Source organism: Hydrogenophaga crassostreae (genome assembly GCF_001761385.1).
GTDB classification, from domain to species: domain Bacteria; phylum Pseudomonadota; class Gammaproteobacteria; order Burkholderiales; family Burkholderiaceae_C; genus Hydrogenophaga; species Hydrogenophaga crassostreae.
The window spans coordinates 4,097,238-4,120,606 of the sequence record NZ_CP017476.1 but is presented as its reverse complement, the minus strand read 5'-3'; the positions used below and the strand labels follow the sequence as shown (position 1 = coordinate 4,120,606).

18 protein-coding genes and 1 tRNA gene are annotated in these 23,369 nt (G+C 62.8%); 12 read left to right on the top strand and 7 right to left on the bottom strand.

The features are described from left to right. The first annotated feature begins 122 nt into the window (after positions 1 to 122). The 4 genes from LPB072_RS19060 to LPB072_RS19045 all read left to right on the top strand — a co-directional run bounded on the left by LPB072_RS19060 (position 123) and on the right by LPB072_RS19045 (position 4,466). Positions 123 to 719: an SCO family protein gene (locus LPB072_RS19060; protein ID WP_066087220.1), complete on the top strand. Its 597-nt coding sequence runs from the start codon at positions 123 to 125 to the stop codon at positions 717 to 719. Positions 720 to 858: 139 nt separating this feature from the next. Next, positions 859 to 1,518, top strand: a complete 660-nt coding sequence (locus tag LPB072_RS19055; protein WP_066086936.1) for a response regulator — start codon at positions 859 to 861, stop codon at positions 1,516 to 1,518. Positions 1,519 to 1,523: 5 nt separating this feature from the next. Beyond that, positions 1,524 to 2,858, top strand: a complete 1,335-nt coding sequence (locus LPB072_RS19050; RefSeq protein ID WP_066086939.1) for an ATP-binding protein — start codon at positions 1,524 to 1,526, stop codon at positions 2,856 to 2,858. 108 nt (positions 2,859 to 2,966) lie between these two features. Beyond that, positions 2,967 to 4,466, top strand: a complete 1,500-nt coding sequence (locus LPB072_RS19045; RefSeq protein WP_066086943.1) for a Do family serine endopeptidase — start codon at positions 2,967 to 2,969, stop codon at positions 4,464 to 4,466. Between the two features lie 272 nt (positions 4,467 to 4,738). Here the strand turns inward: LPB072_RS19045 and LPB072_RS19040 are convergent, their stop codons facing one another. From LPB072_RS19040 to LPB072_RS19025, 4 genes are all read right to left on the bottom strand, one after another. Next, positions 4,739 to 6,739 carry a hypothetical protein gene (locus LPB072_RS19040; protein WP_157559362.1) on the bottom strand — a complete coding sequence of 667 codons (2,001 nt, stop codon included), beginning with the start codon at positions 6,737 to 6,739 and terminating at the stop codon, positions 4,739 to 4,741. A gap of 98 nt (positions 6,740 to 6,837) precedes the next feature. Continuing rightward, positions 6,838 to 8,865 carry a hypothetical protein gene (locus tag LPB072_RS19035; RefSeq protein WP_070263935.1) on the bottom strand — a complete coding sequence of 676 codons (2,028 nt, stop codon included), beginning with the start codon at positions 8,863 to 8,865 and terminating at the stop codon, positions 6,838 to 6,840. Between the two features lie 367 nt (positions 8,866 to 9,232). Beyond that, a complete protein-coding gene (locus tag LPB072_RS19030; protein ID WP_157559361.1) occupies positions 9,233 to 11,188 on the bottom strand; it encodes a hypothetical protein in 1,956 nt (651 codons plus the stop codon). A gap of 228 nt (positions 11,189 to 11,416) precedes the next feature. Further along, complete coding sequence (locus tag LPB072_RS19025) at positions 11,417 to 12,448, bottom strand: CDP-6-deoxy-delta-3,4-glucoseen reductase (RefSeq protein WP_096349037.1); 1,032 nt, start codon at positions 12,446 to 12,448, stop codon at positions 11,417 to 11,419. A gap of 89 nt (positions 12,449 to 12,537) precedes the next feature. Here LPB072_RS19025 and LPB072_RS19020 point away from each other — a divergent pair, with 89 nt between their 5' ends. Next, a complete protein-coding gene (locus LPB072_RS19020) occupies positions 12,538 to 13,500 on the top strand; it encodes an SDR family oxidoreductase (protein ID WP_066086957.1) in 963 nt (320 codons plus the stop codon). Here the strand turns inward: LPB072_RS19020 and LPB072_RS19015 are convergent. Further along, positions 13,471 to 14,454: a calcium/sodium antiporter gene (locus LPB072_RS19015; protein ID WP_231943310.1), complete on the bottom strand. Its 984-nt coding sequence runs from the start codon at positions 14,452 to 14,454 to the stop codon at positions 13,471 to 13,473. The genes LPB072_RS19020 and LPB072_RS19015 overlap by 30 nt on opposite strands. A gap of 129 nt (positions 14,455 to 14,583) precedes the next feature. Here LPB072_RS19015 and LPB072_RS19010 point away from each other — a divergent pair, with 129 nt between their 5' ends. Then, positions 14,584 to 15,282, top strand: a complete 699-nt coding sequence (locus LPB072_RS19010; protein WP_066086960.1) for a glycoside hydrolase family 24 protein — start codon at positions 14,584 to 14,586, stop codon at positions 15,280 to 15,282. A gap of 51 nt (positions 15,283 to 15,333) precedes the next feature. Here LPB072_RS19010 and LPB072_RS19005 read toward each other — a convergent pair. Continuing rightward, positions 15,334 to 15,418: transfer RNA gene (locus LPB072_RS19005), tRNA-Leu, on the bottom strand. A 37-nt stretch (positions 15,419 to 15,455) separates the two neighbouring features. Here LPB072_RS19005 and cysM point away from each other — a divergent pair. From cysM to LPB072_RS18985, 4 genes are all read left to right on the top strand, one after another. Beyond that, entirely contained in the window at positions 15,456 to 16,358 is a 903-nt protein-coding gene (cysM, locus tag LPB072_RS19000; protein ID WP_066086963.1) for a cysteine synthase CysM, read from the top strand. A gap of 98 nt (positions 16,359 to 16,456) precedes the next feature. Continuing rightward, positions 16,457 to 17,017, top strand: coding sequence for an NUDIX domain-containing protein (locus LPB072_RS18995; RefSeq protein ID WP_066086966.1), 561 nt, complete (start codon positions 16,457 to 16,459; stop codon positions 17,015 to 17,017). A 75-nt stretch (positions 17,018 to 17,092) separates the two neighbouring features. Beyond that, a complete protein-coding gene (locus tag LPB072_RS18990; RefSeq protein WP_066086971.1) occupies positions 17,093 to 17,320 on the top strand; it encodes a sulfurtransferase TusA family protein in 228 nt (75 codons plus the stop codon). A 51-nt stretch (positions 17,321 to 17,371) separates the two neighbouring features. Continuing rightward, positions 17,372 to 18,400, top strand: coding sequence for an NAD(P)-dependent oxidoreductase (locus tag LPB072_RS18985; RefSeq protein ID WP_066086975.1), 1,029 nt, complete (start codon positions 17,372 to 17,374; stop codon positions 18,398 to 18,400). Positions 18,401 to 18,418: 18 nt separating this feature from the next. On the opposite strand, the gene LPB072_RS18980 is transcribed toward LPB072_RS18985, so the two are convergent. Beyond that, positions 18,419 to 21,316, bottom strand: a complete 2,898-nt coding sequence (locus LPB072_RS18980) for a valine--tRNA ligase (protein WP_066086978.1) — start codon at positions 21,314 to 21,316, stop codon at positions 18,419 to 18,421. A gap of 140 nt (positions 21,317 to 21,456) precedes the next feature. Here LPB072_RS18980 and LPB072_RS18975 point away from each other — a divergent pair, with 140 nt between their 5' ends. Both LPB072_RS18975 and LPB072_RS18970 read left to right on the top strand, forming a co-directional pair. Then, positions 21,457 to 22,584 (top strand): SMP-30/gluconolactonase/LRE family protein, encoded by a 1,128-nt coding sequence (locus tag LPB072_RS18975; protein WP_066086979.1) that lies wholly within the window; start codon positions 21,457 to 21,459, stop codon positions 22,582 to 22,584. Between the two features lie 229 nt (positions 22,585 to 22,813). Continuing rightward, positions 22,814 to 23,236, top strand: coding sequence for a rubrerythrin family protein (locus LPB072_RS18970; protein ID WP_066086982.1), 423 nt, complete (start codon positions 22,814 to 22,816; stop codon positions 23,234 to 23,236). The last annotated feature ends 133 nt before the right edge of the window (positions 23,237 to 23,369 follow it).

Genomic DNA, 23,369 nt, shown 5'->3' with positions numbered 1-23,369 from the left:
CTTGACGCGACAACGTCCATGAAGCGATGGTGTTGCCGGCCACTTGCAATGCTTTGAAGATCCCGCTGGCTATGATGTTTTGCCCGGGCCGCCTATTGAAACCCAACTGTGGAGCCAACCCCATGAAACTTTCCTTCACGCGCCGCACGCTGCTTGTCGCTGCCAGCGCACTGGCCCTGACCGCTTGCGAGAAGCCTGCGCAGTCGTTCAATGCCATCGATATCACGGGTGCCGACTACGCCAAAGACTTCTCGCTGACCGATCACAACGGGCAGCTCCGCACCCTGGCCGATTTCAAGGGCAAGGCTGTGGTGATCTTTTTTGGTTTCACGCAGTGCCCTGATGTGTGTCCCACCTCGATGAGCGAATTGGCGCAAGCACGGCAGTTGCTGGGAGCCGACGGTGATCGCTTGCAGGGCTTGTTTGTCAGCATCGACCCAGAGCGCGACACGCCCGAAATCATGAAGCAGTACATCGGCAGTTTCGATCCCACCTTCCTGGCGCTGTATGCCAAGCCCGACGAGTTGCCTGAAGTGGCCAAGAGCTTCAAGGTTTACTACAAGAAAGTGACCGGCAGCCAGCCCGACACCTACACCATGGACCACTCGGCGGGCAGCTATATCTACGACCCCAACGGCAAGGTTCGACTCTATTCGCGCTACGGAGGTGGTGCGCAAGCCCTCGCAGACGATGTGAAAAAATTGCTCGACGGGGCCTGAAACCAGGCCTGAGGCCACCCGGTCTTAAGCCCGTTCTAATTCGCCGGCGCCACCATGGATGGGGTGACCGGAGCGGCTGAAGCTTTGGTCGAACGACCCCAGGTGAAACCACGCTGGAAAAAGCCGGAGAGAGGGACCCATGAGGCTGCTGCTGGTAGAAGATGACACCATGATTGGCGAGGCGGTGCTGGACCAACTGAGGGCTGAGCATTACGCGGTTGACTGGGTGCGCGATGGCGAGGTGGCCGAATCGGCGCTGCTGACCCAGGACTACGATCTGGTGTTGCTGGATCTGGGCTTGCCCCGGCTCGATGGCCTGGAGGTGCTGAAAGGCCTGCGCCGGCGCAAGCAGCGCATACCGGTGTTGATCGCCACGGCCCGCGATTCGGTGCAGCAACGGGTGCAAGGGCTGGACGCCGGGGCCGACGACTACGTTCTCAAACCCTTTGATTTGGATGAGTTGCTGGCCCGGATCCGTGCACTGCTTCGCCGAGCCTCTGGTCGCGCAGAACCGGTGTACGAGTACAAAGGCGTGTCGATTTGCCCGGCTACGCGTGAAGTGAGCATGAAGGGGGTGCCGGTGGTGTTGTCGGCTCGGGAGTGGGCGGTGCTGGAGCCTTTGCTGGCGCGGCCCGGTCTGGTGCTGTCACGTGCGCAGCTCGAAGAAAAGCTGTATGGCTGGAAGGACGACATCAGCAGCAACGCGGTCGAGGTCTACATCCACGGTGTGCGCAAAAAACTGGGTGCCGACCTGATCCAGAACGTCAGAGGGGTTGGCTATATGGTTCCCCGGGATTGAATCGCATGGCCCTGGGGATTCGTCACTCACTGAGAGCCCGCTTGCTGGGTTTGTTGCTGCTGGCCATCTTGTTGACTGCGCTGGCTCAGGCGTTTGTGGTTTACCGCGAAGCGCGCGCCGAAGCCGACAGCATCTTTGATTACCACATGCAGCAGATGGCGCAGGCCTTGCGCACCGGTGTGAGCATGCCCGATCTGCCCGCGCTGGACGAAGAGCTGACCACCGACAAAGGTTTTGATTTTCTTGTTCAGGTGTGGAGCAACGATGGCTTGAGCGTGTTCCAGTCGCGCGCGGGCGCTGCTTTGCCGCAACGCGCGGTTCTGGGTTTCTCGGAGGTGCGGGTGCGCAACATCCCATACCGGGTGTTCTCCATGCAGACCCGCTCACAAGTCATCCAGGTGGCGCAAGACATGGGGCCCCGCCGGGCCATGGCGCGCAGCCTGGCCTGGCGAACGATCACCCCCATTCTCTGGATGGCGCCGTTGTTGATGCTGGTGGCCTGGTGGGCGGTGAGCGCTTCGCTGCGACCGGTGGAGCGGGTGCGGGCGCAAGTCGCTTCGCGCGAGGCCGATGAGCTCAGCAGCGTGGCCGAGCAAGGCTTGCCCGATGAAATCAGGCCGCTGGTGCACGAGCTCAACTTGCTGTTCGACCGGGTACGCAATGCATTCGAGGCGCAGCAGCATTTTGTGAGTGATGCCGCCCACGAGCTGCGCTCACCATTGGCCGCCCTGCGCCTGCAGGTTCAGGGTTTGCAGCGGGCCCGCGACGACGAGTCGCGCCAGGTGGCGCTGGATCGCCTGCTTTCAGGCATCGACCGCGCCACACGCCTGGTGGAACAGCTGTTGATGCTGGCGCGCCAGGAAGCCGGCATGGCGACCGGTTCCCCGCCCCAGGCAGTGGTTTTGTCAGACCTGGTCCGCATGGGTATGGCCGAAGCCAACCCGCTTGCGCAGCTCAAACACATCGATCTGGGCTTGTGTGACGCAGATGACAGCCTGCTGTTGGGCCAGCCGGAAGCATTGCGCATTTTGCTTCGCAACCTGCTGGACAACGCGATCAAGTACACGCCGGAGGGCGGGCAGGTGGATGTCTCGGTTCGGCGAGAGGGCTCGCTTCTGATGCTCTCCGTGGATGACAGTGGGCCCGGCATTCCGGACGCCGAGCGCAGCCGCGTGTTTGACCGCTTCTATCGGATCCAGGGGGCGGTGGCCGGTGGCAGTGGCCTCGGGCTGGCCATCGTGAACGCCATCGCAAGGGCCCACGGTGCCCAGCTTGCCCTGGCCCAGGCGGCGTCGCTGGGTGGCTTGCGTGTCGAGCTGCGTTTCCCGGTTCACGGTTGAGTGTTGCCCCGTTTGAGCGCCGCGTGCCGCTCCCAGTCCTAAGTTTCGTCTAACGGTTGTCTCGCACAGTGAGGCCATGTTCAACCACATGTCTTCCAAGGAGCTTCCATGAAATCCCTATCCATGACCAAATCGCGGCTGGTGCTCGCATTGCTGGCGGCGGGTGTCGTTGGCGGCGCCGGCGTGGGCCTGACCTCGGGCCGCCATGCGCAGGCCGCCATCGCCGCCGACAACCCGCCGGCCCTGGTGACACCGGTGATCGGCAGCCCTGATTTTTCTGCCATCGTGCAACGCCATGGTGCTGCTGTGGTGAACATCGGTGTTGTGGGCAAGGTCGACGCGAACCAAGCGGGTGAACAGGCTGGCTTGGCGGGCCGTGGCCTTCAGGGCCTGGATCCCAACGACCCGTTCTATGAATTCTTCAAGCGCTTTGGCATCCCCGGTCTGCCCGGTGGAGCCGATGACGGGCCCGCCATGCCTTCTCGGGGGCAGGGCTCGGGCTTTATCGTGAGCGCCAACGGTGTCATTCTGACCAATGCCCACGTGGTGCGCGACGCCAGCGAGGTGGTGGTCAAACTCACCGACCGGCGCGAGTTTTCAGCCAAGGTGCTGGGGTCGGACCCCCGAACCGATGTGGCGGTGTTGAAGATCGACGCGACGGATCTGCCGGTGGTGCCTCTGGGTGGCGCGCGCGATCTGAAGGTGGGTGAATGGGTGTTGGCCATCGGTTCCCCTTTCGGTTTCGAAAACAGCGTGACCGCCGGCGTGGTGAGCGCCAAAGGCCGCTCGCTGCCCGATGACAGTCTGGTGCCCTTCATTCAGACCGATGTGGCCGTCAACCCCGGCAACTCGGGTGGCCCTTTGTTCAATGCCCGGGGTGAGGTCGTGGGGATCAACTCGCAGATTTACAGCCGAACGGGAGGCTATCAGGGCGTCTCGTTTGCCATTCCGATGGAACTGGCGTTGAAAGTGAAAGACCAGATCGTGGCCACCGGCAAGGCCAGCCACGCGCGCCTGGGTGTGACCATTCAAGATGTGAACCAGACCCTGGCCGAGTCGTTCCACCTCGACAAACCGCAAGGTGCCCTGGTCTCCAGCTTGCAGCCGGGCGGGCCAGCCGAGAAGGCGGGGCTGAAGGTGGGCGATGTGATCTTGCGGCTCAATGGCAAAGAGCTGGTTGCCTCTGCCGACCTGCCTGCCTTGATCGGTCAATCGCTGCCGGGTGAGAAGGTGGCGCTGGGCATCTGGCGCGATGGCAAAACCATGGATCTGGACGCCAAGCTCGGCGACGCCGATGACAAAGCCGCGGTGGTGGCCAAAGCCGATGCGGCCGACAACAAAGGTCGTCTGGGCCTGGCCTTGCGGCCACTGGAGCCTCAGGAACAGCGCCAGGCCGGCGTGGCGGGTGGTCTCGTGGTTGAGGGCATTCAACAAGGGCCTGCGGCGCTGGCCGGTGTTCAGAAAGGCGACCTGTTGCTGGCGGTGAACGGTTCACCAGTGAAAGATGTGGCGCAGGTGAAGGCGGCACTCGACCACGCGAAAAAGTCGCTCGCGTTGCTGATTCAGCGTGACGGTGAGCAGATTTTTGTACCGGTGCGGCTGGGGTGAAACACGCTTGATGGAGCGGCAACCATGGCGCTCGAGGGCGCGATGGTTGCCATCGCTTTACGCGCCGAGGTGGTTGTCGGCTTGCGCCTGAACCAACTGGCCCCAACGATGAAGGCCGCACCAGCTGCCCGCCAAACCCGTGGGTGAAATCAATCCAGGTCGTCTTTCAGACCCACCCTGAGTGCTTCACAAACGGCTTCGTCATAAAGCCAACTGAGCTGCGCGAAGACCCCGGCCATCGGGCAATGCCTTTGGTTGGGGCGGCCAGCCGATCATAGGGGGCGCGCGGCCACCCTCACCGTGCCGCTGGAACTGACCATCTCGAACACATTGTTGCCGAGGTATTTCAGCTCGACCGCGCTGCCCGCAGCGCCTTGTAAGGCGCCGGTGACGCCGGGGGCCGTGCTGGATTTGGCGGTGTAGATCTGGCCTCCAGAAACCGCGCCGTAGTCCGTGGCGACGAGCTTGTTGCCATCGGCAGATGAGGCCACAGAGAGCCACCCGCGATCAAAGTCGCGAGGGACCCAGTTGAGGCCGGTATCACTGGAGGTGTAGATCCGGCCACCATTGGCCAGGGCAACAAGCTTGTTGCCATCGGCCGAGGACGCCACCGCGTACCAGGTGCGGTTGTTCTCGCGAGCGGTCCAGGTGAGGCCGGCATCACTTGAGGTATAGACCTGGCCGCCAGTACCACTGCCATAGTCCGCGGCGAGGAGCTTGTTGCCATCGGCCGAGGACGCCACCGAGATCCACCTGCGTGCGGAATCGTGAGGGGTCCAGCTGGCGCCTGCATTGCTGGAGGTGTAGATCTGGCCATCAAGGACCACGGCGACGAGCTTGTTGCCATCGTCAGAAGAGGCCACCGAGGTCCAGTTGCGGGTGGACTCGCGAACGGTCCAGTTGAGGCCAGCGTCACTGGAGGTGTGGATCTGGCCACCAAGGACCACGGCGACGAGCTGGTTGCCATCGGCAGAAGAGGCCACCGAGAGCCAGGCGCGGGCAGACTCGCGAGCGGTCCAGTTGAGGCCCGCATCACTGGAGGTGTAAATCAGGCCGTTGTCGACCGTGGCGACGAGTTTGTTGCCATCGGCAGAGGAGGCCACCGAGGTCCAGTTGCGAACGGAGTCGCGAGGGGTCCAGGTGAGGCCGGCATCGGGGGAGGTGTAGATCTGGCTGGCTTCGCCCACGGCGACGAGCTTGTTGCCATCGGCCGACGACGCCACCGAGCGCCACTTGCGGTTGGACTCGTGTGGCGCCCACACAAAAGGCTGGGTGTCGGGCAGCGTGGTCTGAATCCGCTGATTCGTGTTTTGCGAGATGCGCCAGCCACCGGCGCCCAGGCCCGAGACCCTCAGCGTATCGCCCACCGCAAGGTCGGCGCTCAGCGGCAAGGTGATGGCCACTTCAGCGGCGTTGTTGGCCAGGTAGCAGGCGTTGGGGGTGGCTTGCTCGGTGGTGCTGTTGACCAGGGCGCAGTCGCCCGTGAGCACGTAGTAGCCCACGCCTTCGTAGGTGTGGGTGGCGCTCAGGGTGTCTTGCACGTCTTGGCGTTCAACGGCACTGGCGGTGTAGAAATGGGTGCCCGCATTGCTCAGGAAGAAGCGGTAGAGCGGCTTCAGGCCGGTGCCAGTCACGGCGCTGGCGTAGTAGGCGATGCCTTCCAGCGTGAACTGGGGCAGGTTGGCCAGTATGAGGTCGCGCTCGTTGGCGCTGATGGTGTAGAAGTGCACGCCAGTCTGGGTATTGAAAAATCGGTAGACCGGCTTCAAACCTGCCGAGGCTTCGCTTGCGGCCAGAAAGGCCTGGCCCTCGTAGCTCATGTAGGCCAGGGTGGCCCGCACCAGATCGCGCTCGGTGCTGCTGCTGGAATAAAAGTGGGTGCCGGTCTGGTTGTTGAAGAAGCGGTAGACGGGCAGTTGCACGGCTGCGGCCTTCTGTGCCACCTGACCCGATTGGTAGGCGGCCAGGGGGGCCACCTGCCCTGCGACCAGAGCGGTATCGGCTGACAGCGACTTGGCTTCGGCCAGTGCGTCGTTCAGTTCCTCGGTGTTGAGTGCCGCGCCCTCGGCTTGCACCTGGGTGGATTCGCTGGACGAGAGCGCCGCAGCAGCGGTGGATGAACCGGCGGCTTTGCCCAAGTCTGTACCGCTGTTGTCACTGCCACCGCCGCCACAGGCGCTGAGCAAGAGGGCCAGGGCGGCGCTCACGGTAGCGCTCAGGGTGACTTGGCGAAGCCGGGAAAGCCGGGTGCGGGGGGGTGAGCTGGTGCGCATGTCGGGTTCCTTTTGTTCAGCGCAATCAATCACGATCACGCACATACCAAATCGTTGGCCGGGTGTTCAAACGGGCCTGGGTGGGGGCCGGTGGGTGCTTAGGGCGGAAGCTGGCCCACACCCACCGTGCCGCTGGCATTGACCAGCTCAAACACACCGTTGCCCAGGTACCTCAGCTCGATCACGCTGCCCGCTTCGCCATGCAAGAAGCCGCTCACGCCGGGGGCGGTGCTGGTTTGGGCGGTGTAGATCTGGTCACCATTGGCCACGGCGACGAGCTTGTTGCCATCGGCAGAAGACGCCACCGAGTACCAGCTGCGGTTGTTCTCGCGAGCGGTCCAGTTGGCACCTGAATCACTGGAGGTGTAGATCTGGCCGTTGTAGCCCGCAGCGACGAGCCTGTTTCCATCGGCAGAGGATGCCACCGAGCTCCAGAAGCCGGTGGGTCCGGAAGCGGTCCAGTTGGCACCTGCATCACTGGAGGTGTGGATCTGGCCAGGACTGGAAGCACCGTAGCCGATGTCCACGGCGACGAGCTTGTTGCCATCGGCAGAAGACGCCACTGAGCTCCAGTTGTGGGTGTTCCCGCGATCGGCCCAGGTGACACCTGCATTACTGGAGGTGAAGATCTCGCCACCCCAAACCAAGGCGACAAGCTTGTTGCCATCGGCAGAGGACGCCACGGAGTACCACTGGGCGCCGAGCCCGCGATCGGTCCAGGTGAGCCCTGCATCACTGGAGGTGTAGATCTGGCCGTTGTAGGCTGCGGCGATCAGCTTGTTGCCATCGGCAGAAGACGCCACTGAGCGCCAGGCGCCGGTGGGCCCGGAAGAAGCGGTCCAGTTGGCACCTGCATCACTGGAGGTGTAGATCTGGCCAGAAGCGGTGCCGCTCACGGCGACGAGCTGGTTGCCATCGGCAGACGACGCCACCGAGGTCCAGTTGCCGGTGGGCCCGGAAGAAGCGGTCCAGTCGGCACCTGCATTACTGGAGGTGTAGATCTGGCCAGAAGCGGTACCGCTCACGGCGACGAGCTTGTTGCCATCGGCAGACGACGCCACCGAGTCCCAGGTGCGGATGGACTCGCGAGCGGTCCACACAAAAGGCAGCGCACCGGGCAGCGTGGTCTGAACCCGTTGATTCGCGTTTTGCGAGATGCGCCAGCCGCCGGCGCCCAGGCCCGACACCTTCAGTGTGTCGCCCACCGCGAGGTCGGCGCTCAACGGCAGGGTGACGCTCACTTCCGCGGCGTTGTTGGCCAGAAAGCAGGCGTTGGGGGTGGCTTGCTGGGTGGTGCTGTTGACCAGGGCGCAGTCGCCCGTGAGCACGTAATAGCCCACGCCCTCATAGATGTAGGTCGAGCTTGCGGTGTCTCGTAGATGTTGGCGTTCGGTGTCACTGGCCGAGTAGAAGTGGTAGCCAAAATAGGAACCAGCGCGGGGCGAGAAAAAGCGGTATAGCGGCTTGAATCCCGTGCCTGCGACGGGGCTTGCGTAATAGGCCACGCCTTCAAGTTGCGTGTCTGGCAGTTGTTCTTGAATGGTCTCGCGCTCGCGCTCGCTGATGGTGTAGAAGTGGGTTCCGAAGCGGGTATTGAGCAGGCGGAAGACCGGCTTCAAGCCCGGAGAGGGCTCAGATGCCGCGAAAAAGGCAAGGCCCTCATAGTTCATGAAGGCCAGGTTGGCCTTCACCGAGTCGCGCTCGCTGACGTTGCTGGTGTAGAAGTGGGTGCGGGTCCGGGTGTTGAAGAAGCGGTAGACGGGCAGTTGCACGGCTGCGGCCTTCTGTGCCACCTGACCCGATTGGTAGGCGGCCAGGGGGGCCACCTGCCCTGCGACCAGAGCGGTATCGGCTGACAGCGACTTGGCTTCGGCCAGTGCATCGTTCAGCTCCTCGGTGTTAAGTGCCGCGCCCTCGGCTTGCACCTGGGTGGTTTCGCTGGGCGAGAGCGCCGCAGCAGCGGTGGATGAACCGGCGGCTTTGCCCAAGTCTGTGCCGCTGTTGTCACCAACTCCGCCACCGCCACAGGCGCTGAGCAAGAGGGCCAGGGCGGCGCTCACGGTAGCGCTCAGGGTGACTTGGCGAAGCCGGGAAAGCTGGGTGCGGGGGGGTGAGCTGGTGCGCATGTCGGGTTCCTTTTGTTCAGCGCAATCAATCACGCAAATGCTAAAAAAAGGGCAGGAAGTGCTGATTAATAGTAACGGCTGTTACGAAAAAGGACTAATCGCGTGGAGTCGGCTGCGGTCTTTGTTTGGATGCAGTCGGTGTTCGCGCCGGTGAATTCGGCCGTAGGGGTCTGGCGTAAACCCGCTGGAAACCCACGTCGAAGTGGCCCGTCGGAGTGGCGCCGGGTTTGTTGAGGCGTGGCGCTTGCAGGCAGGTCATCGGCGGTTCGTTGCCGACGGTCAGCCGCTCGCGGCTGTGGGCTCAGCAGCCAACGCGGGGATCGTTGGCCGGGTGTTCAAACCAAGCTGGATGGTGGCGAGTAGGTGCCTAGACCGGGTTGGCGCCCACGCTCACCGTGCCGCTGGAATTGACCATCTCGAACACGCCGTTGCCCAGGTATTTGAGTTCGATCGAGCTGCCTGTGGCGCCTTGCAGGTAGCCGGCGGTGCCGGGGGGGGTGCTGCTTTGGGCGGTGTAAATCTGGCCGCCATTGACCCCGGCGACCAATTTTTTGCCATCGGCAGAGGATGCTACCGAGATCCAAGCGCGGCTGGACTCGCGAGCGGTCCAAGTGATGCCCGCGTCGCTGGAGGTGTAGATCTGGCCTCCAACGGCCACGGTGACCAAATTGTTGCCATCGGTAGATGACGCCACCGATTGCCAGTTGCGGTTGGAATCCCGAGAGGTCCAGGAAAGACCTGCGTCAACGGAGGTGTAAATCTGGCCACCATAAGCGACGGCCACCAGTTTGTTGCCATCGGCAGAAGACGCCACCGATTGCCAGTTGCGGTTGGAATCGCGAGGAGTCCAGGTAAGACCTGCGTCAATGGAGGTGTAAATCTGGCCACCATAAGCGACGGCCACCAGTTTGTTGCCATCGGCAGAAGACGCCACCGATTGCCAGTTGCGGTCGGAATCGCGTGGGGTCCAGGTAAGTCCTGCGTCAACGGAGGTGTAAATCTGGCCACCATAAGGCACGGCCACCAGTTTGTTGTCATCGGTAGAGGCCGCCACCGAGGTCCAGGTGCGGTCGGAATCGCGAGGGCTCCAGGTAAGACCTGCGTCGAGGGATGTGTATATCTGGCCACCATAAGGCAATGCAACCAGCTTGTTGCCATCGGAGGAGGACGCCACCGAGCGCCAATTGCGGCTGGGACCGCGAGGGGTCCAGGTAAGACCGGCGTCGATGGAGGTGTAGATCTGGCCACCATTGGCCGCGGCCACCATTTTGTTGCCATCGGCAGAGGACGCCACCGATTGCCAATTGCGGTCGGAATCGCGAGGGGTCCACACAAAGGGCTGGGCGCCCGGCAGCGTGGTCTGAACAGTCTGTGAAGCGTTTTGCGAAATGCGCCAGCCGCCGGCGCCCAGGCCCGACACCCTCAGCGTGTCGCCCACGGCGAGGTCGGCGCTAGGAGGCAGGGTAATGGCCACCTCGGCGGCGTTGTTGGCCAGGTAGCAGGCGTTGGGGGTGGCTTGTTGGGCGGTGCCGTTAAGCAAGGTGCAGTCGCCCGTGAGCACGTAATAGCCCACGCCTTCGTAGGTGTGGGTGGCGCTCAGGGTGTCTTGCACGTTTTGGCGCTCGGTGGCGCTGGCGGTGTAGAAATGGGTGCCGGCATTGCTCAGGAAGAAGCGGTACAGCGGCTTCAGGCTGGTGCCGGCCACCGCGCTGGCGTAGTAGGCGATGCCCTCCAGGCTGAACTGGGGCAGGTTGGCCTGTATGAGGTCGCGTTCGTCGGCGCTGATGGTGTAGAAGTGCACGCCCGACTGGGTATTGAAAAAGCGGTAGACGGGTTTCAGGCCCGGCGAAGGCTGGGCTGCGGCGAGAAAGGCCTGGCCCTCGTAGCTCATGTAAGCCAGGGTGGCCTGCACCGAATTGCGCTCGGTGCTGCTGCTGGTGTAGAAGTGGGTGCCGGTCTGGCTGTTGTAGAAGCGGTAGACCGGCAACTGAACAACGGCTGCGCTTTTGGCGACCAGGCCCGACTTGTAGGCGGCCAGTGGCGCGGTCTGCCCATCGACCAGCGGCGTGTTGTCTGGCAGCGATTCGGCTTGGGTTTGGGCGTCGTCCAGTTCCTGGGTGTTGAGTGCCGCGCCTTGGGCTTGTAGGTCGACCGACTCGCTGGGCGAGAGGGCCGCAGAGGTGGTTGACGAACCGGCAGCTTTGGCCAGACCGGTGCCGCTGTTGCCACCACCGCAGGCGCTGAGCAAGAGGGCCAGGCCGGCGACCAAGATGGCGTGGTGCAGCCGGGACGAACGGGTGCGCGAACGGATGTTTGAGTTCAAGGCGACTCCTTTGCAGCAGCGCAGAAATTCACGCCAAGGTTGGAAGGTTTGGTGTTTTGGCCCCATCTTACCTTTTGTTACGTGAGATCCGGGCGGCATCTCTAATCCGTGACCGGTTTGGGCGCAGGCGTCTGCGCGAGCTCACCCAGTTTCGCAACTGGGGCGGCGTCGGTTTTTTTTGAGGGTCGACGATCCGAACGGGGTATCCGGCCCGTGCGGATCAGAGGTTCAGAGTTTGTCGGCTGCGCTGGTGAACGAGTCTGCGAAGTAGTTCTCTGGCAGCAGCGCGGCCAGCTTCACAAAATCGCGCTGCGCCGACTCGACCACGATGGGTGCGCCGCAGGCATACACCTGGTGGCCCGACAAATCGGGGAAGTCTTGCAGCACGGCCTGGTGAACAAAGCCGGTGCGCCCGGCCCAGTTGTCTTCAGGCAAGGCATCGGAGACCACGGGCACGTAACGCAGATGGGGCATGAGGGCGAGTTGCGCCTCGATCCAGGCGCTTTGGTAGAGGTCGGCGGGCCGGCGGCCGCCCCAATACAGGGTGGTCGGCCGGGTGATGCCTTTGAACGCCATGTGCTGGAGGATGGCCTTGATGGGCGCAAAGCCGGTGCCCGATGCCAGCAGCACGATGGGCTTGTCGCTGTCTTCGCGCAAAAAGAAGCTGCCGTAGGGCCCTTCGATGCGAAGAATCTCTTTCTCCTTCATGTTGGTGAAAACATGGTCGGTGAATTTGCCGCCCGGCATGTGGCGCAGGTGCAGCTCCATCTGGGGCGCTTCGGTCTGGCTGTGGGGTGCGGTGGCCATGGAGTAGCTGCGGCGGTCGCCGTCGCGCAGCAGGAATTCCACGTATTGCCCGGCCTGGTACTGGAAGGCGTCGGCCGCAGGCAGTTGGAGGTGCAACACGATCACGTCGTGTGAAGCGCGTTCCAGCGAAATCACGCGAACCGGCATCTTCTTGATCGGGAGCGCTCCAGCCTGGGATACCTGGCGCGACTCGATCACCACATCGCTTTGCGCCACGCCGCAGCAAGTCAAGACGTATCCGGCCGCTTCTTCGTCAGCGCTGAGCGCTTTGGGCTGGTGTGGACCATGGGCCACGCTGCCACTCACCAGCTTGCACTTGCAGGAACCGCATGCCCCGTCTTTGCAGCCGTAGGGCAAGCCAATGCCCTGGCGGATGCCGGCGACCAGCATGGGCTCATTGGGTTCGGCGGTGAAGCTGCGCCCGCTGGGCTCGACGGTGATGTTGAATGTCATACTGCTTGAGATAGTGGGGTGGTGCATCGGGCTGGGGCCAGGCGCCACCACGAAGAACAAACGAAGATTGTCGCAAATCTGGAAATTCCATGAGCTTTCTCGGCGCTTTGCCCGCACGCTTTCGCCGCGAGCGGGTTCTGATAGTGGGTTGTGGTGATGTGGGGCAGCGGGCCGTGCGTGTGCTGGGCAGCGGGCAACGCGTGCGTTTGCTGGCGCTGACCTCCAGCGCCGAGCGCACGCCCGGTCTTCGCGCAATGGGTGTCACGCCGCTGCTGGGCAATCTGGACGATCAACGCGGCCTCAGGCGTCTGGCTGGGTTGGCCACGCGGGTGCTGCACCTGGCACCACCGCCGAGCGAAGCCGGTCGAGCGCTACCGAATGACCCACGCACCCGCGCATTGGCGCATGCCCTCATGCAGCGGGCTGCGCCGCGGGCGCTGGTGTATGGCTCGACCAGCGGCGTGTATGGCGACCAGCAGGGCGCCTGGGTGAGCGAAACCACGCGGGTGCAACCGCAAAGCCCGCGGGCCGGTCGGCGGGTGGATGCCGAAACCACGGTGCACGGGCTCGGGCGCGTCACGGGTTTGCGAACCACCGTGCTGCGCATTCCAGGTATTTATGCTGCCGACCGCGAAGGTGGCACGCCCCGCGGGCGGCTTGAGCGCGGCACACCGGTGTTGCGCGAGTCGGATGACGTGTTCACCAACCACATTCATGCAGACGATCTGGCCAGGGCCTGCGTTCTGGCCCTTTGGCGCGGCAAGCCGCAGCGCAATGTGAATGTGTGCGATGACACCGAAATGAAGATGGGCGACTACGTGGATTTCGCTGCGGATCTGTACGGTGTGGCGCGCCCACCCCGGGTTTCGAGCGCCGAAGCCGAGGCCCAGCTGCCGGCCATGTTGCTGAGCTTCATGAAAGAGTCGCGGCGGCTTCGCAACAGCCGGATGAAGGCCGAGCTGGGTTTTGTGTTGCGCTATCCCACGGTGCGCGAAGGTCTGAAAAGCGATCCGCGCCAGGCGTCAGATGGTTTGGGCCGTGGAAACGAGTAGCCAGCCCGTGTAGCCCACGTAGGCCGTCAGCAAAATACAGGCCTCCAGGCGGTTGATGCGCCCCTGGCGGCCGCGAAACCCCCAGCCGAAGAGAAACAGCAACACGGTCAGGCCAGCCATGACCGGCCAGTCTCGGGTGACCACCTCAGGCGCCAGCACCATTGGCGATATGGCGCCAGCGATGCCGACCACGGCCAGGGTGTTGAACAGGTTGGAGCCGAGCACATTGCCCAGCGCGATGTCGTGCTCTCCCTTGCGTGCCGCTGCGACACAGGCGGCCAGTTCGGGCAGGGATGTGCCAATCGCCAGCACCGTGAGACCGATCACCAGATCGCTGACACCGAGCGACTGGGCAATGGTTACCGCGCCCCAAACCAGCAGTTGGGAGCTGCCAACGAGCACGGCCAGGCCAATGCCCAGCGCCGTGAGCGCTTTGGGCAAAGGCATTGCGCTGGCTTTTAAACTGGCCTCGGTTTCTTTGCCCAGGGCGTCGTTTTTCCCCCGCATGCCTTCCCAGATCGACCACCCCATCAGGGCAAAGAACACCGAGAGCAGAATCCATGCGTCCAGACGGCTGATCACACTGTCCCACACGAGATAACCCGCCAAAGCCATCACAGCCATCAGCACAGGCAGCTCTTTTTTCAAGATGACCGAGCGCACAAGAATGGGGCTGACCAAGGCCGTCACGCCAAGAATGAAGGCGGTGTTCACGATGTTGGAACCCCAGGCGTTGCCCAGCGCGAGTGCCGGGTTGCCCTGGGAGGCCGCCAGCGTCGACACCACCATTTCGGGGGCCGACGTGCCAAATCCCACGATGACCATGCCCACCAGCAGTGGGGGCATCGAAAAATGGGTCGCAGTGGCGGACGCCCCATCCACAAACTGGTCTGCGCTCCAAACCAGAAGTGCGAGCCCTGTCAAGAGCGCGAGCGCGGGCAAAAGCAAGGTCATTGAAAAGCGGTCCGTGTGTGTTCGAAAGGCTGAAGAACCGCTATTCTCTCAGGCTGCCCTTGCCCTTGTGGGAAGGCAACCCATCAACCTGCCGCAGACCTGCGGTGCTGTTCACGCCTTGCCCCTGCCATGAATTCCCCCTCCGAACCCGAGCCTTCCCCGCCTGCGCGCTCGCGCTGGGTGTGGCTTCGGGAGCGGATTCTGTCGAGCCGGGTGGTGTTCAGTCTGGTCATGGTGACCGTGATGCTGATCTTGCTGTGGTGGTGGCGGCCGTTGATTCTGGTGCCCGGCACGCAGCCGCTGGTGATGCAAGGGGGGGACCCCTATGTGCGCGCCCTGATGCGCACCATTTCTGCCAGCGAGTCCAACGTGTTGCGACCCTACAACGTGCTTCACGGCAGCAGCTTTGTCTGGTCGCTTGACACCCATCCCAACCAGTGTCAGCCCATTGGTCGTGGCCCCAACCGAGGCAACTGTTCCACCGCCGCAGGCCGCTACCAGCTGCTCAACTCAACCTGGACAGCACTCGCGTTGCGCTACCACCCCGATCGTGTGCCGGGAGAGACCGAAGACAGTGAAATGAGCTTCGAGCCGATCTACCAGGACCTGGTGATCTACGAGTGGCTGACCGATACCCGGGTCTGGCGCGCTGATTTCTCCGCGCTCTTGCGTCAGGGCAAAACCCAGACCGTGCTGAGGCGCCTCTCCGGCACCTGGACCAGCCTGGGCTACGGTATTGAAAGCAACAAGATGAGTTCCGAGTTGCCCGGCATTTACAGGCGGGTGCTCGAAGATGAGCTCGAACGGGCGCAGCGGTTGAAGGGTTGACGGCAGCGGACAACAAAAAAGCCGCACAGCGGGAGCTGTGCGGCTTTGTTGTGGTGCCCGGGGCCGGAATCGAACCGGCACTCCTTTCGGAGGGGGATTTTGAGTCCCCTGCGTCTACCAATTTCACCACCCGGGCTAATTCGGGGAGATCGAAATTATGGCACATTCGGAGCATGATTTATCCGACCATTGAACAAGCGATCGGCAACACGCCCATCGTCGCCCTGCAACGCATGGGCGCAGCCGACAACCTGGCTCGCGGAAATGTGATTCTGGGCAAGCTGGAGGGAAACAACCCGGCAGGCTCGGTAAAGGACCGGCCGGCGGTTTCGATGATTCGACGGGCTGAGGAGCGCGGTGAAATCAGACCCGGCGACACTTTGATTGAAGCCACTTCTGGCAACACGGGCATCGCCCTGGCGATGGCTGCGGCCATCAAAGGCTACCGCATGGTCCTGATCATGCCGGAGGATCTGTCCATCGAGCGCGCCCAGACCATGAAGGCGTTTGGTGCGGAATTGATTCTCACGCCAAAGAGTGGTGGCATGGAGTACGCCAGGGATCTGGCCGAGAAGATGCAACGCGAAGGCAAAGGCCGCGTACTGGACCAGTTCGCAAACGCCGACAACCCGCGCATCCATTTTGAAACCACCGGCCCGGAAATCTGGGAGCAAACGGGCGGGAAAATCACCCATTTCGTCAGCGCCATGGGAACGACGGGCACCATCACCGGTGTATCCCGCTACCTCAAGTCCCGCAACCCCAACGTTCGCATCATTGGTGCGCAGCCCAGTGAAGGCTCGCGCATTCCGGGCATTCGCAAATGGCCGGCCGAGTATCTGCCAAAAATTTACGACCCCACCCACATCGATGAAATGGTCTATGTGAGCCAGGCCGATGCCGAAGACACCTGCCGGCGCATGGCACGGGAAGAGGGCATCTTTGGCGGGATCTCGGCTGCTGGCGCATGTTGGGTGGCGATGCAGGTGGCGCAACAGGTTGAAAACGCCACCGTGGTGTTTGTGGTGTGTGACCGGGGCGACAGGTATTTGTCCACCGGCGTGTTCCCGGCGTGACAATGCCCACTCCAGAATGACAGCCAGCGCCGCCATTCATGGCGGCGCTGAGCCGATCCGGAGGGGCGCAACCCGCCCCGCCCAACGACAGGTGATTTATGAGCAGTGATTTCCGTTTTTGCCCGCAGTGTGCCGCGCCGCTGGCTTTGCGCGGCGAGCAGGAAGACGGTGGCTTCACCCAAAGGCTGCGTTGTACCGCTTGCGACTTCACGCATTGGAACAACCCCACACCGGTTCTTGCGGCAATCGTTCAGGTAGGCGAACACCTGCTCCTGGCGCGCAATGCGGCTTGGCAAAACCGCATGTTTGGCCTCATCACCGGATTCATGGAGGCCGGCGAAACGCCCGAAGAAGGCATTCGGCGTGAGATTCAGGAGGAGACGGCGCTGCACACGCGTGAACTGAAGCTGGTCGGGGTGCACGATTTTCAGCGCATGAACCAGGTGATCATCACCTACCACGCGGTGGCTGAAGGCGAGATTCGGTTGTCGCCGGAACTGGTTGAATACAAACTTTTGCGACCTGAGCAGGTGAAGTGCTGGCAGGCCGGAACAGGCCTGGCGTTGGCCGACTGGCTGCGCAGCAGGGGAATCGAACCCAGCTTTATGGAGCTGCCGCCACCGCAGACGTTCTCGGACGCGAGCAGCGAAGTCAAGTAGGTTGCTGCACGCCAGCTGCCGGTCAGTCAGGTGTAGGGCAGTGCCGTAGAATGGCTCCTCCACAGGAACTTACCCATGAATGTCAACAAAGAACTTGATGCCCGCGGACTGAATTGTCCCTTGCCCATTCTGAAAGCCAAGAAGGCGCTGGCAGACATGACCAGCGGTCAGATTCTGCGCGTTGTATCCACCGACGCGGGTTCCGTGCGCGATTTCCAGGCGTTTGCCAAACAAACGGGCAACGAACTGGTCGAGCAGCAGACGGTTGGCGCAGACCACTTCAGCCTCCTCAAGCGCCGTTGAATCGCGCCGACCCATTGCGTCGAGCGCTGCCGTTGCTGACCGCGGGGTGACATGGAAGTTTTGCTCGTTGATCCGTTGGTTCCCGAAGCGCTGAGCTGGTTGCAAGAACGCCACGAGGTGGCCTATCACCCGGAATGGGCAGACGATCCGTCTACCCTGCGCAAAGCCATTGCGGAGACGCGCGCTCTGGTGTTGCCACCTCATATGGTGGTTTCCCGAGAATTTCTGGACTTTGCGCCCAAGCTGCAGCTGATTGCGCGCATGCAGTTTTCGAGCGACAACACCGATCTTGATGCCTGCGCCCGTCGCCGCGTGCGCGTGGTTCAGGCCCGCAGTGCGACCATGCGCTCCAACGCCGAATACCTGCTGTATGGGCTGCTGATGCTTTACCGGCGCGGCATGGTCAGCGCCTTGCTCGGACGCAAGTTGTCCCAGGTGCGCATGGGTCGCGAGCTGGCCGGCAGCACCGTTGGCATGCTGGGTCTGGCGCCTGTGGCCCATACATTGGCGCCCATGCTCAAGGGCTTGGGCGTGCGGCTGGTTGGCTACGACCCTGCTGTGCACCATGCTGCACCGATCTGGGCCAAGCTGGGGGTTGAGCCGGTGCCATTGAACGCGTTGCTGGAGCGTTCAGACGCGGTCTCGCTTCAGGTCATTTACGCCACCCGATTTCGTGGCTGGCTGAATGAGCGACTGCTCAACCATTGCAAACCTGGCCAGTTGTGGGTCAGCGTGAGCCGCAGTTCGCTGTTTGACCCTGAGGCGCTGGCGCTCGCGCTGAGCGATGGCCGCATCGACGCTTGTTTGCTGGATGGGGCCAGCGAGGGCTTTGCTGCCGTGGGCACACCGTTGCACGGCATTCCCAACCTGCACCTCACCCCCCGATTGGGCGCCCACACGCGCGAGGCGAAATTGCGGGCCAGTTGGTATGTGGCCCACCGCATTCATGAAACGCTCTCGCCCAGCGCCGCTCTGGTGCAACCGCGAGAGAGCGATTTTTCTCCGCTGGACAGCCTGCACCCGCCCTTTGAGCAGGACTCAGGCCATTCCGACCCTTCGCAATGGGGCACCGTGGGCTGAGCCCGAAGGCTCATCGGATCAGAGGCGGGCGAGCTGCTCGCGCATCTTCTCCAGCGTGGCGCCAAAGTCGGCAACCCGCTTTTTCGCTTCATCGATCACCGCGGGCGGTGCTTTGGCCACGAAGGCCTCGTTGCCCAGCTTGGCGTTGGCTTTGGTGACTTCGCCCTCCAGCCGCGTGATTTCTTTGGTCAGGCGGACCTTCTCTGCCTCGACATCGATCTCCATGAACAGGCACATGCGGGCTTCGCCCACCATGGCCACGGGCGCTGCCTGGGCTGCGGCGGCCCAGCTGGCCTCGTCTTCAAACACCTTCACTTCGTTCAGCTTGGCCAAGGCTTGCAGCACGGGTGCGGCGTCGGTCATGAACGCGTTGTCGCCCAACACGTAAAGCGGCAAACGCGTGGATGGCGACACGTTCATTTCACCGCGCAAAGTGCGGCAGGCGTCAACCAGACCCTTGAGCTTGGCCACGTGGGCTTCGGCGGCTTCGTCGATGCGCTCGGGCTGGCTCACCGGGTAGGCGGCAATGGCGATGGACGGGCCTTCGCGGCCGGCCACCGGCGCCACTTTTTGCCACAGTTCTTCGGTGATGAACGGGATGATGGGGTGGGCCAGACGCAGGATGGTTTCCAGCGTGCGGATCAGGGTGCGACGGGTGGCGCGTTGCTGCGCTTCGTTGCCGGTGTTGATCTGCACCTTGGCGATTTCCAGGTACCAGTCGCAGAACTCGTTCCAGATGAAGTCGTAGACCGTGTTGGCCACGTTGTCCAGGCGGTACTCGGTGAAGCCTTTGGCCACGTCGGCCTCCACGCGCTGCAGGCGGGAGCTGATCCAGCGGTCGGCTTGCGAGAAGCTCATGTAGCCATGGGCCTTGCCGCCGACGACGCAGTCGGCCTTGGTGTGCTCCATCAGGCCGCAATCCTGGCCTTCGCAGTTCATCAGGGTGAAGCGCGTGGCGTTCCAGAGCTTGTTGCAGAAGTTGCGGTAGCCCTCGCAGCGCTTGCTGTCGAAGTTGATGCTGCGGCCCAGCGAGGCCAGGGCCGCAAAGGTGAAGCGCAGCGCGTCGGCACCGTAGGCGGGAATGCCTTCCGGGAATTCTTTTTCGGTTTGCTTGCGCACCTTGGGTGCGGTCTCGGGTTTGCGCAGGCCGGTGGTGCGTTTGTCGAGCAGCGGCTCGAGCGAAATGCCGTCGATCAGGTCGACCGGGTCGAGCACGTTGCCCTCCGACTTGCTCATTTTCTGGCCTTGCGCGTCGCGCACCAGACCGTGGATGTAGACATGCCTGAACGGCACACGGCCGGTGAAGTGCTTGGTCATCATGATCATCCGGGCGACCCAGAAGAAGATGATGTCGTAGCCGGTCACCAGCACCGAGCTGGGCAGGTAGAGGTTGTAGTCGTCGGTGGGTGCGTCACCTTGCTCTGGCCAGCCCATGGTGCTGAAGGGCACCAAGGCAGAGGAATACCAGGTGTCGAGCACATCTTCGTCGCGCCTGAGCGTTTTGCCCGCACCGGCCTTGGCCTGGGCTTCTTCTTCATTGCGCGCCACATAGACCTTGCCGTCTTCGTCGTACCAGGCCGGAATCTGGTGGCCCCACCAGAGCTGGCGGGAAATGCACCAGTCCTGGATGTTGTTCATCCACTGGTTGTAGGTGTTGACCCAGTTCTCGGGCACGAAGCTCACTTCGCCGCTGGAAACAGCGTCGATGGCTTTTTGCGCGATGCTCTTGCCGGTCGGGTCTTGCTCCGAGACCTTGGTCATGGCGACAAACCACTGGTCGGTGAGCATGGGCTCGACGACCTGGCCGGTGCGGGTGCAGATCGGCACCATGAGCTTGTGCTTCTTGGTTTCCACCAACGCGCCAGCGGCTTCCAGGTCGGCGACCACGGCTTTGCGGGCCACGAAGCGGTCCATGCCCTGGTATTTCGCAGGCGCGTTGTCGTTGATGGTGGCCTTGAGCGTGAGCACGCAGATCATGGGCAGCTTGTGGCGCTGGCCCACGGCGTAGTCGTTGGTGTCGTGGGCGGGCGTGACCTTGACCACGCCGGTGCCAAATTCCTTGTCGACGTATTCGTCGGCGATCACCGGGATTTCGCGGTCGCACAAGGGCAGCTTGACCATCTTGCCGATGAGCGCGGTGTAGCGCTCGTCTTCGGGGTGCACCATCACGGCCACGTCGCCGAGCATGGTTTCAGGGCGGGTGGTGGCCACGGTGATCGAGCCCGAGCCATCGGCCAGCGGGTAGGCAATGTGCCACATCGAGCCGTCTTTTTCTTCGCTCTCCACTTCCAGGTCAGACACGGCCGACTGCAGCACCGGGTCCCAGTTCACCAGTCGCTTGCCGCGGTAGATCAGGCCCTGTTCAAACAGCTTCACAAAGGTGTCGGTCACCACGGTGGAGAGCTTGGGGTCCATGGTGAAGTATTCGCGGCTCCAGTCCACCGTGTCGCCCATGCGGCGCATCTGGTTGGTGATGGTGTTGCCGCTTTGCTCTTTCCACTCCCAGACTTTGGAGACGAAGTTCTTGCGCGCTTCGGCAGGCGTGGGGCCCATGTCGTGGCGGCTGATGCCCTGGCCTTGCAGCTGGCGCTCAACGACGATCTGGGTGGCGATACCCGCGTGGTCTGTGCCGGGGATCCAGGCGGTGTTGAAGCCGCTCATGCGGTGGTAGCGCGTCAACGAGTCCATGATGGTCTGGTTGAACGCATGGCCCATGTGCAGCGTGCCGGTCACATTGGGGGGGGGCAGCTGGATGGCGAAGGAGGGTGCATCGGACTGGGGTGCGCCCGTGCCACGGAAACCCGCCACGCCGTAACCGCGCTTTTCCCACTCAGGTCCCCATTGGGCTTCAAGCGCCGCAGGTTCAAAGGACTTGGACAGGCTGTCGAGGCCGGGTTGTGCTGGTTGGTTTGACATGCTGGATTCGGTGGTGGGTATCTGCGCGAGCTGGCGCGCGGGGCCGGAGGGGCGAACCCATGATTTTACGGGTGCGCTCGTGTGACAGGGCGCGCAGGTGGATGGAACGGACAATGCCCCCATTCAAGAGGAGATCCTTCATGAGACGCTGGTTGTTCACTTTGTTGCCCCTCGTTGGCATCGCCGCCGCCTACCTGCTGGTCTGGCCGATCCCGATCGAGGCGCGCGCCTGGGTGGTGAAACCCGACGCCGGCTACACCGGGGCGCATGCAGTGAACACGGGCCTGGCCCATTTGCAAACCCTGGACCTGGGCGGCGAAGAGGGCCCGGAGCATGTGCAGGTGGGGCCAGGCGGCAGGCTGTATGCGACGGTGGCCAGCGGCAAGGTGCTGGTTCTGAACCCCGATGGTGGCAAGCCGCAGGTGTTTGCCGATACGCAGGGCCGGGTGTTGGGCTTTGATTTTGATGCGGCGGGGAACATGATCGCGGCCGATGCCTTGCGCGGCTTGTTGCGCATCGACCCCGAGGGCAAGGTCAGCGTATTGGCCGATCAAATGGGCGGGGCGCCGATTCTCTATGCGGACGCGGTGGTGGTGAGCCGTGCTGCTGGTGCCAACGAACGCGTCTACGTCTCGGACGCCTCCCGGCGCTTTGGCGCCAAGGACTGGGGCGGCACATTCGAGGCCAGCGTGCTCGACATCCTGGAACAGGCTGCCACGGGCCGGGTGCTGGTGCACGATGTGGTGACGGGAAAAACGGAAGAGGTGGTTCGCGGCCTGTCGTTTGCCAATGGGGTGACGCTATCGGCCGATGAACAAACCCTGTTTGTTGCGGAGACCGGGCGCTACCGCATCTGGGCGGTCCCCGCCGCGGCGCGCAACCTCGATTTGTCACAAGGCCCTGTGGGCGGTGCAAAGGTGTTGATCGACAACCTGCCGGGCTATCCCGACAACCTCATGCGCGGCTTGAATGGCCGCATCTGGGTGGGGCTCACCAAGCCGCGCAGCGCTGTGGTCGACCGCATGGCGGCTCAACCGCTGTTGCGCGAGATGACGCTGCGCCTGCCGCGCGCGCTCTGGCCCATCCCGAAGGCCTACGGCCATGTGTTCGCTTTCACCGAAGACGGGCAGGTGGTTGTGGACTTGCAGGACCCCACCGGCGCCTACCCCGAAACCACCGCGGTCACGGAGACGCCAGACCGGCTGTATGTGCAGAGCCTGCACGCCAGAATGCTGGGCTGGATGCCTCGCCCTGAGTCGCTGCGGTGAAGCTTCAGGCTGGCTTTTGATCGGGTGGAGACCACGTTGCAAGCATTGCTGAGAATGGTTATCAATTGAGTGCGGTTGATAGCGATCAACAATCTGTCACATAGGCCAGAACTATTAGACGGAGCGGAATCAAGGGGTGTAAGGTGTTTTTGTCTCAGGGGATGCGCATGCATTCGGTCAACCTGAGCGAATCGCTTCATTTCTTCAACCAAGATCAGGAGATACACCCATGGCCGCACTCAAAGGCTCGAAAACCGAGCAGTGCCTGAAAGACGCCTTCGCTGGCGAATCACAGGCCAACCGCCGTTACCTCTACTTCGCGAACAAGGCCGACATCGAAGGCCAGAACGACGTGGCAGCGCTCTTCCGCTCCACCGCTGAAGGCGAAACAGGCCACGCCCACGGCCACCTGGAATTCCTGGAACAATCTGGCGATCCAGCCACGGGCATGCCCATTGGCTCAACGCGCGACAACCTGGCTTCTGCCGTGGCGGGTGAAACGCACGAGTACACCGACATGTACCCCGGCATGGCCAAGACCGCGCGTGAAGAGGGTTTTGACGAAGTGGCCGACTGGTTTGAAACGCTGGCCAAGGCCGAGCGTTCGCATGCCAACCGGTATCAAAAAGCGCTCAACGAATTCGTTGAGTAAAAGCTCCCCCCGCGCCGCACCTGCGGTGCGTCACCCCCCCAGTGGGCAACGCTGGCCGACCGGCAAAGCCGGATCGGCGGCGTTCTGGGTGAAGACACCGCTGCTTCGTGTTTTTGCAAGGGGTTGATGAGCC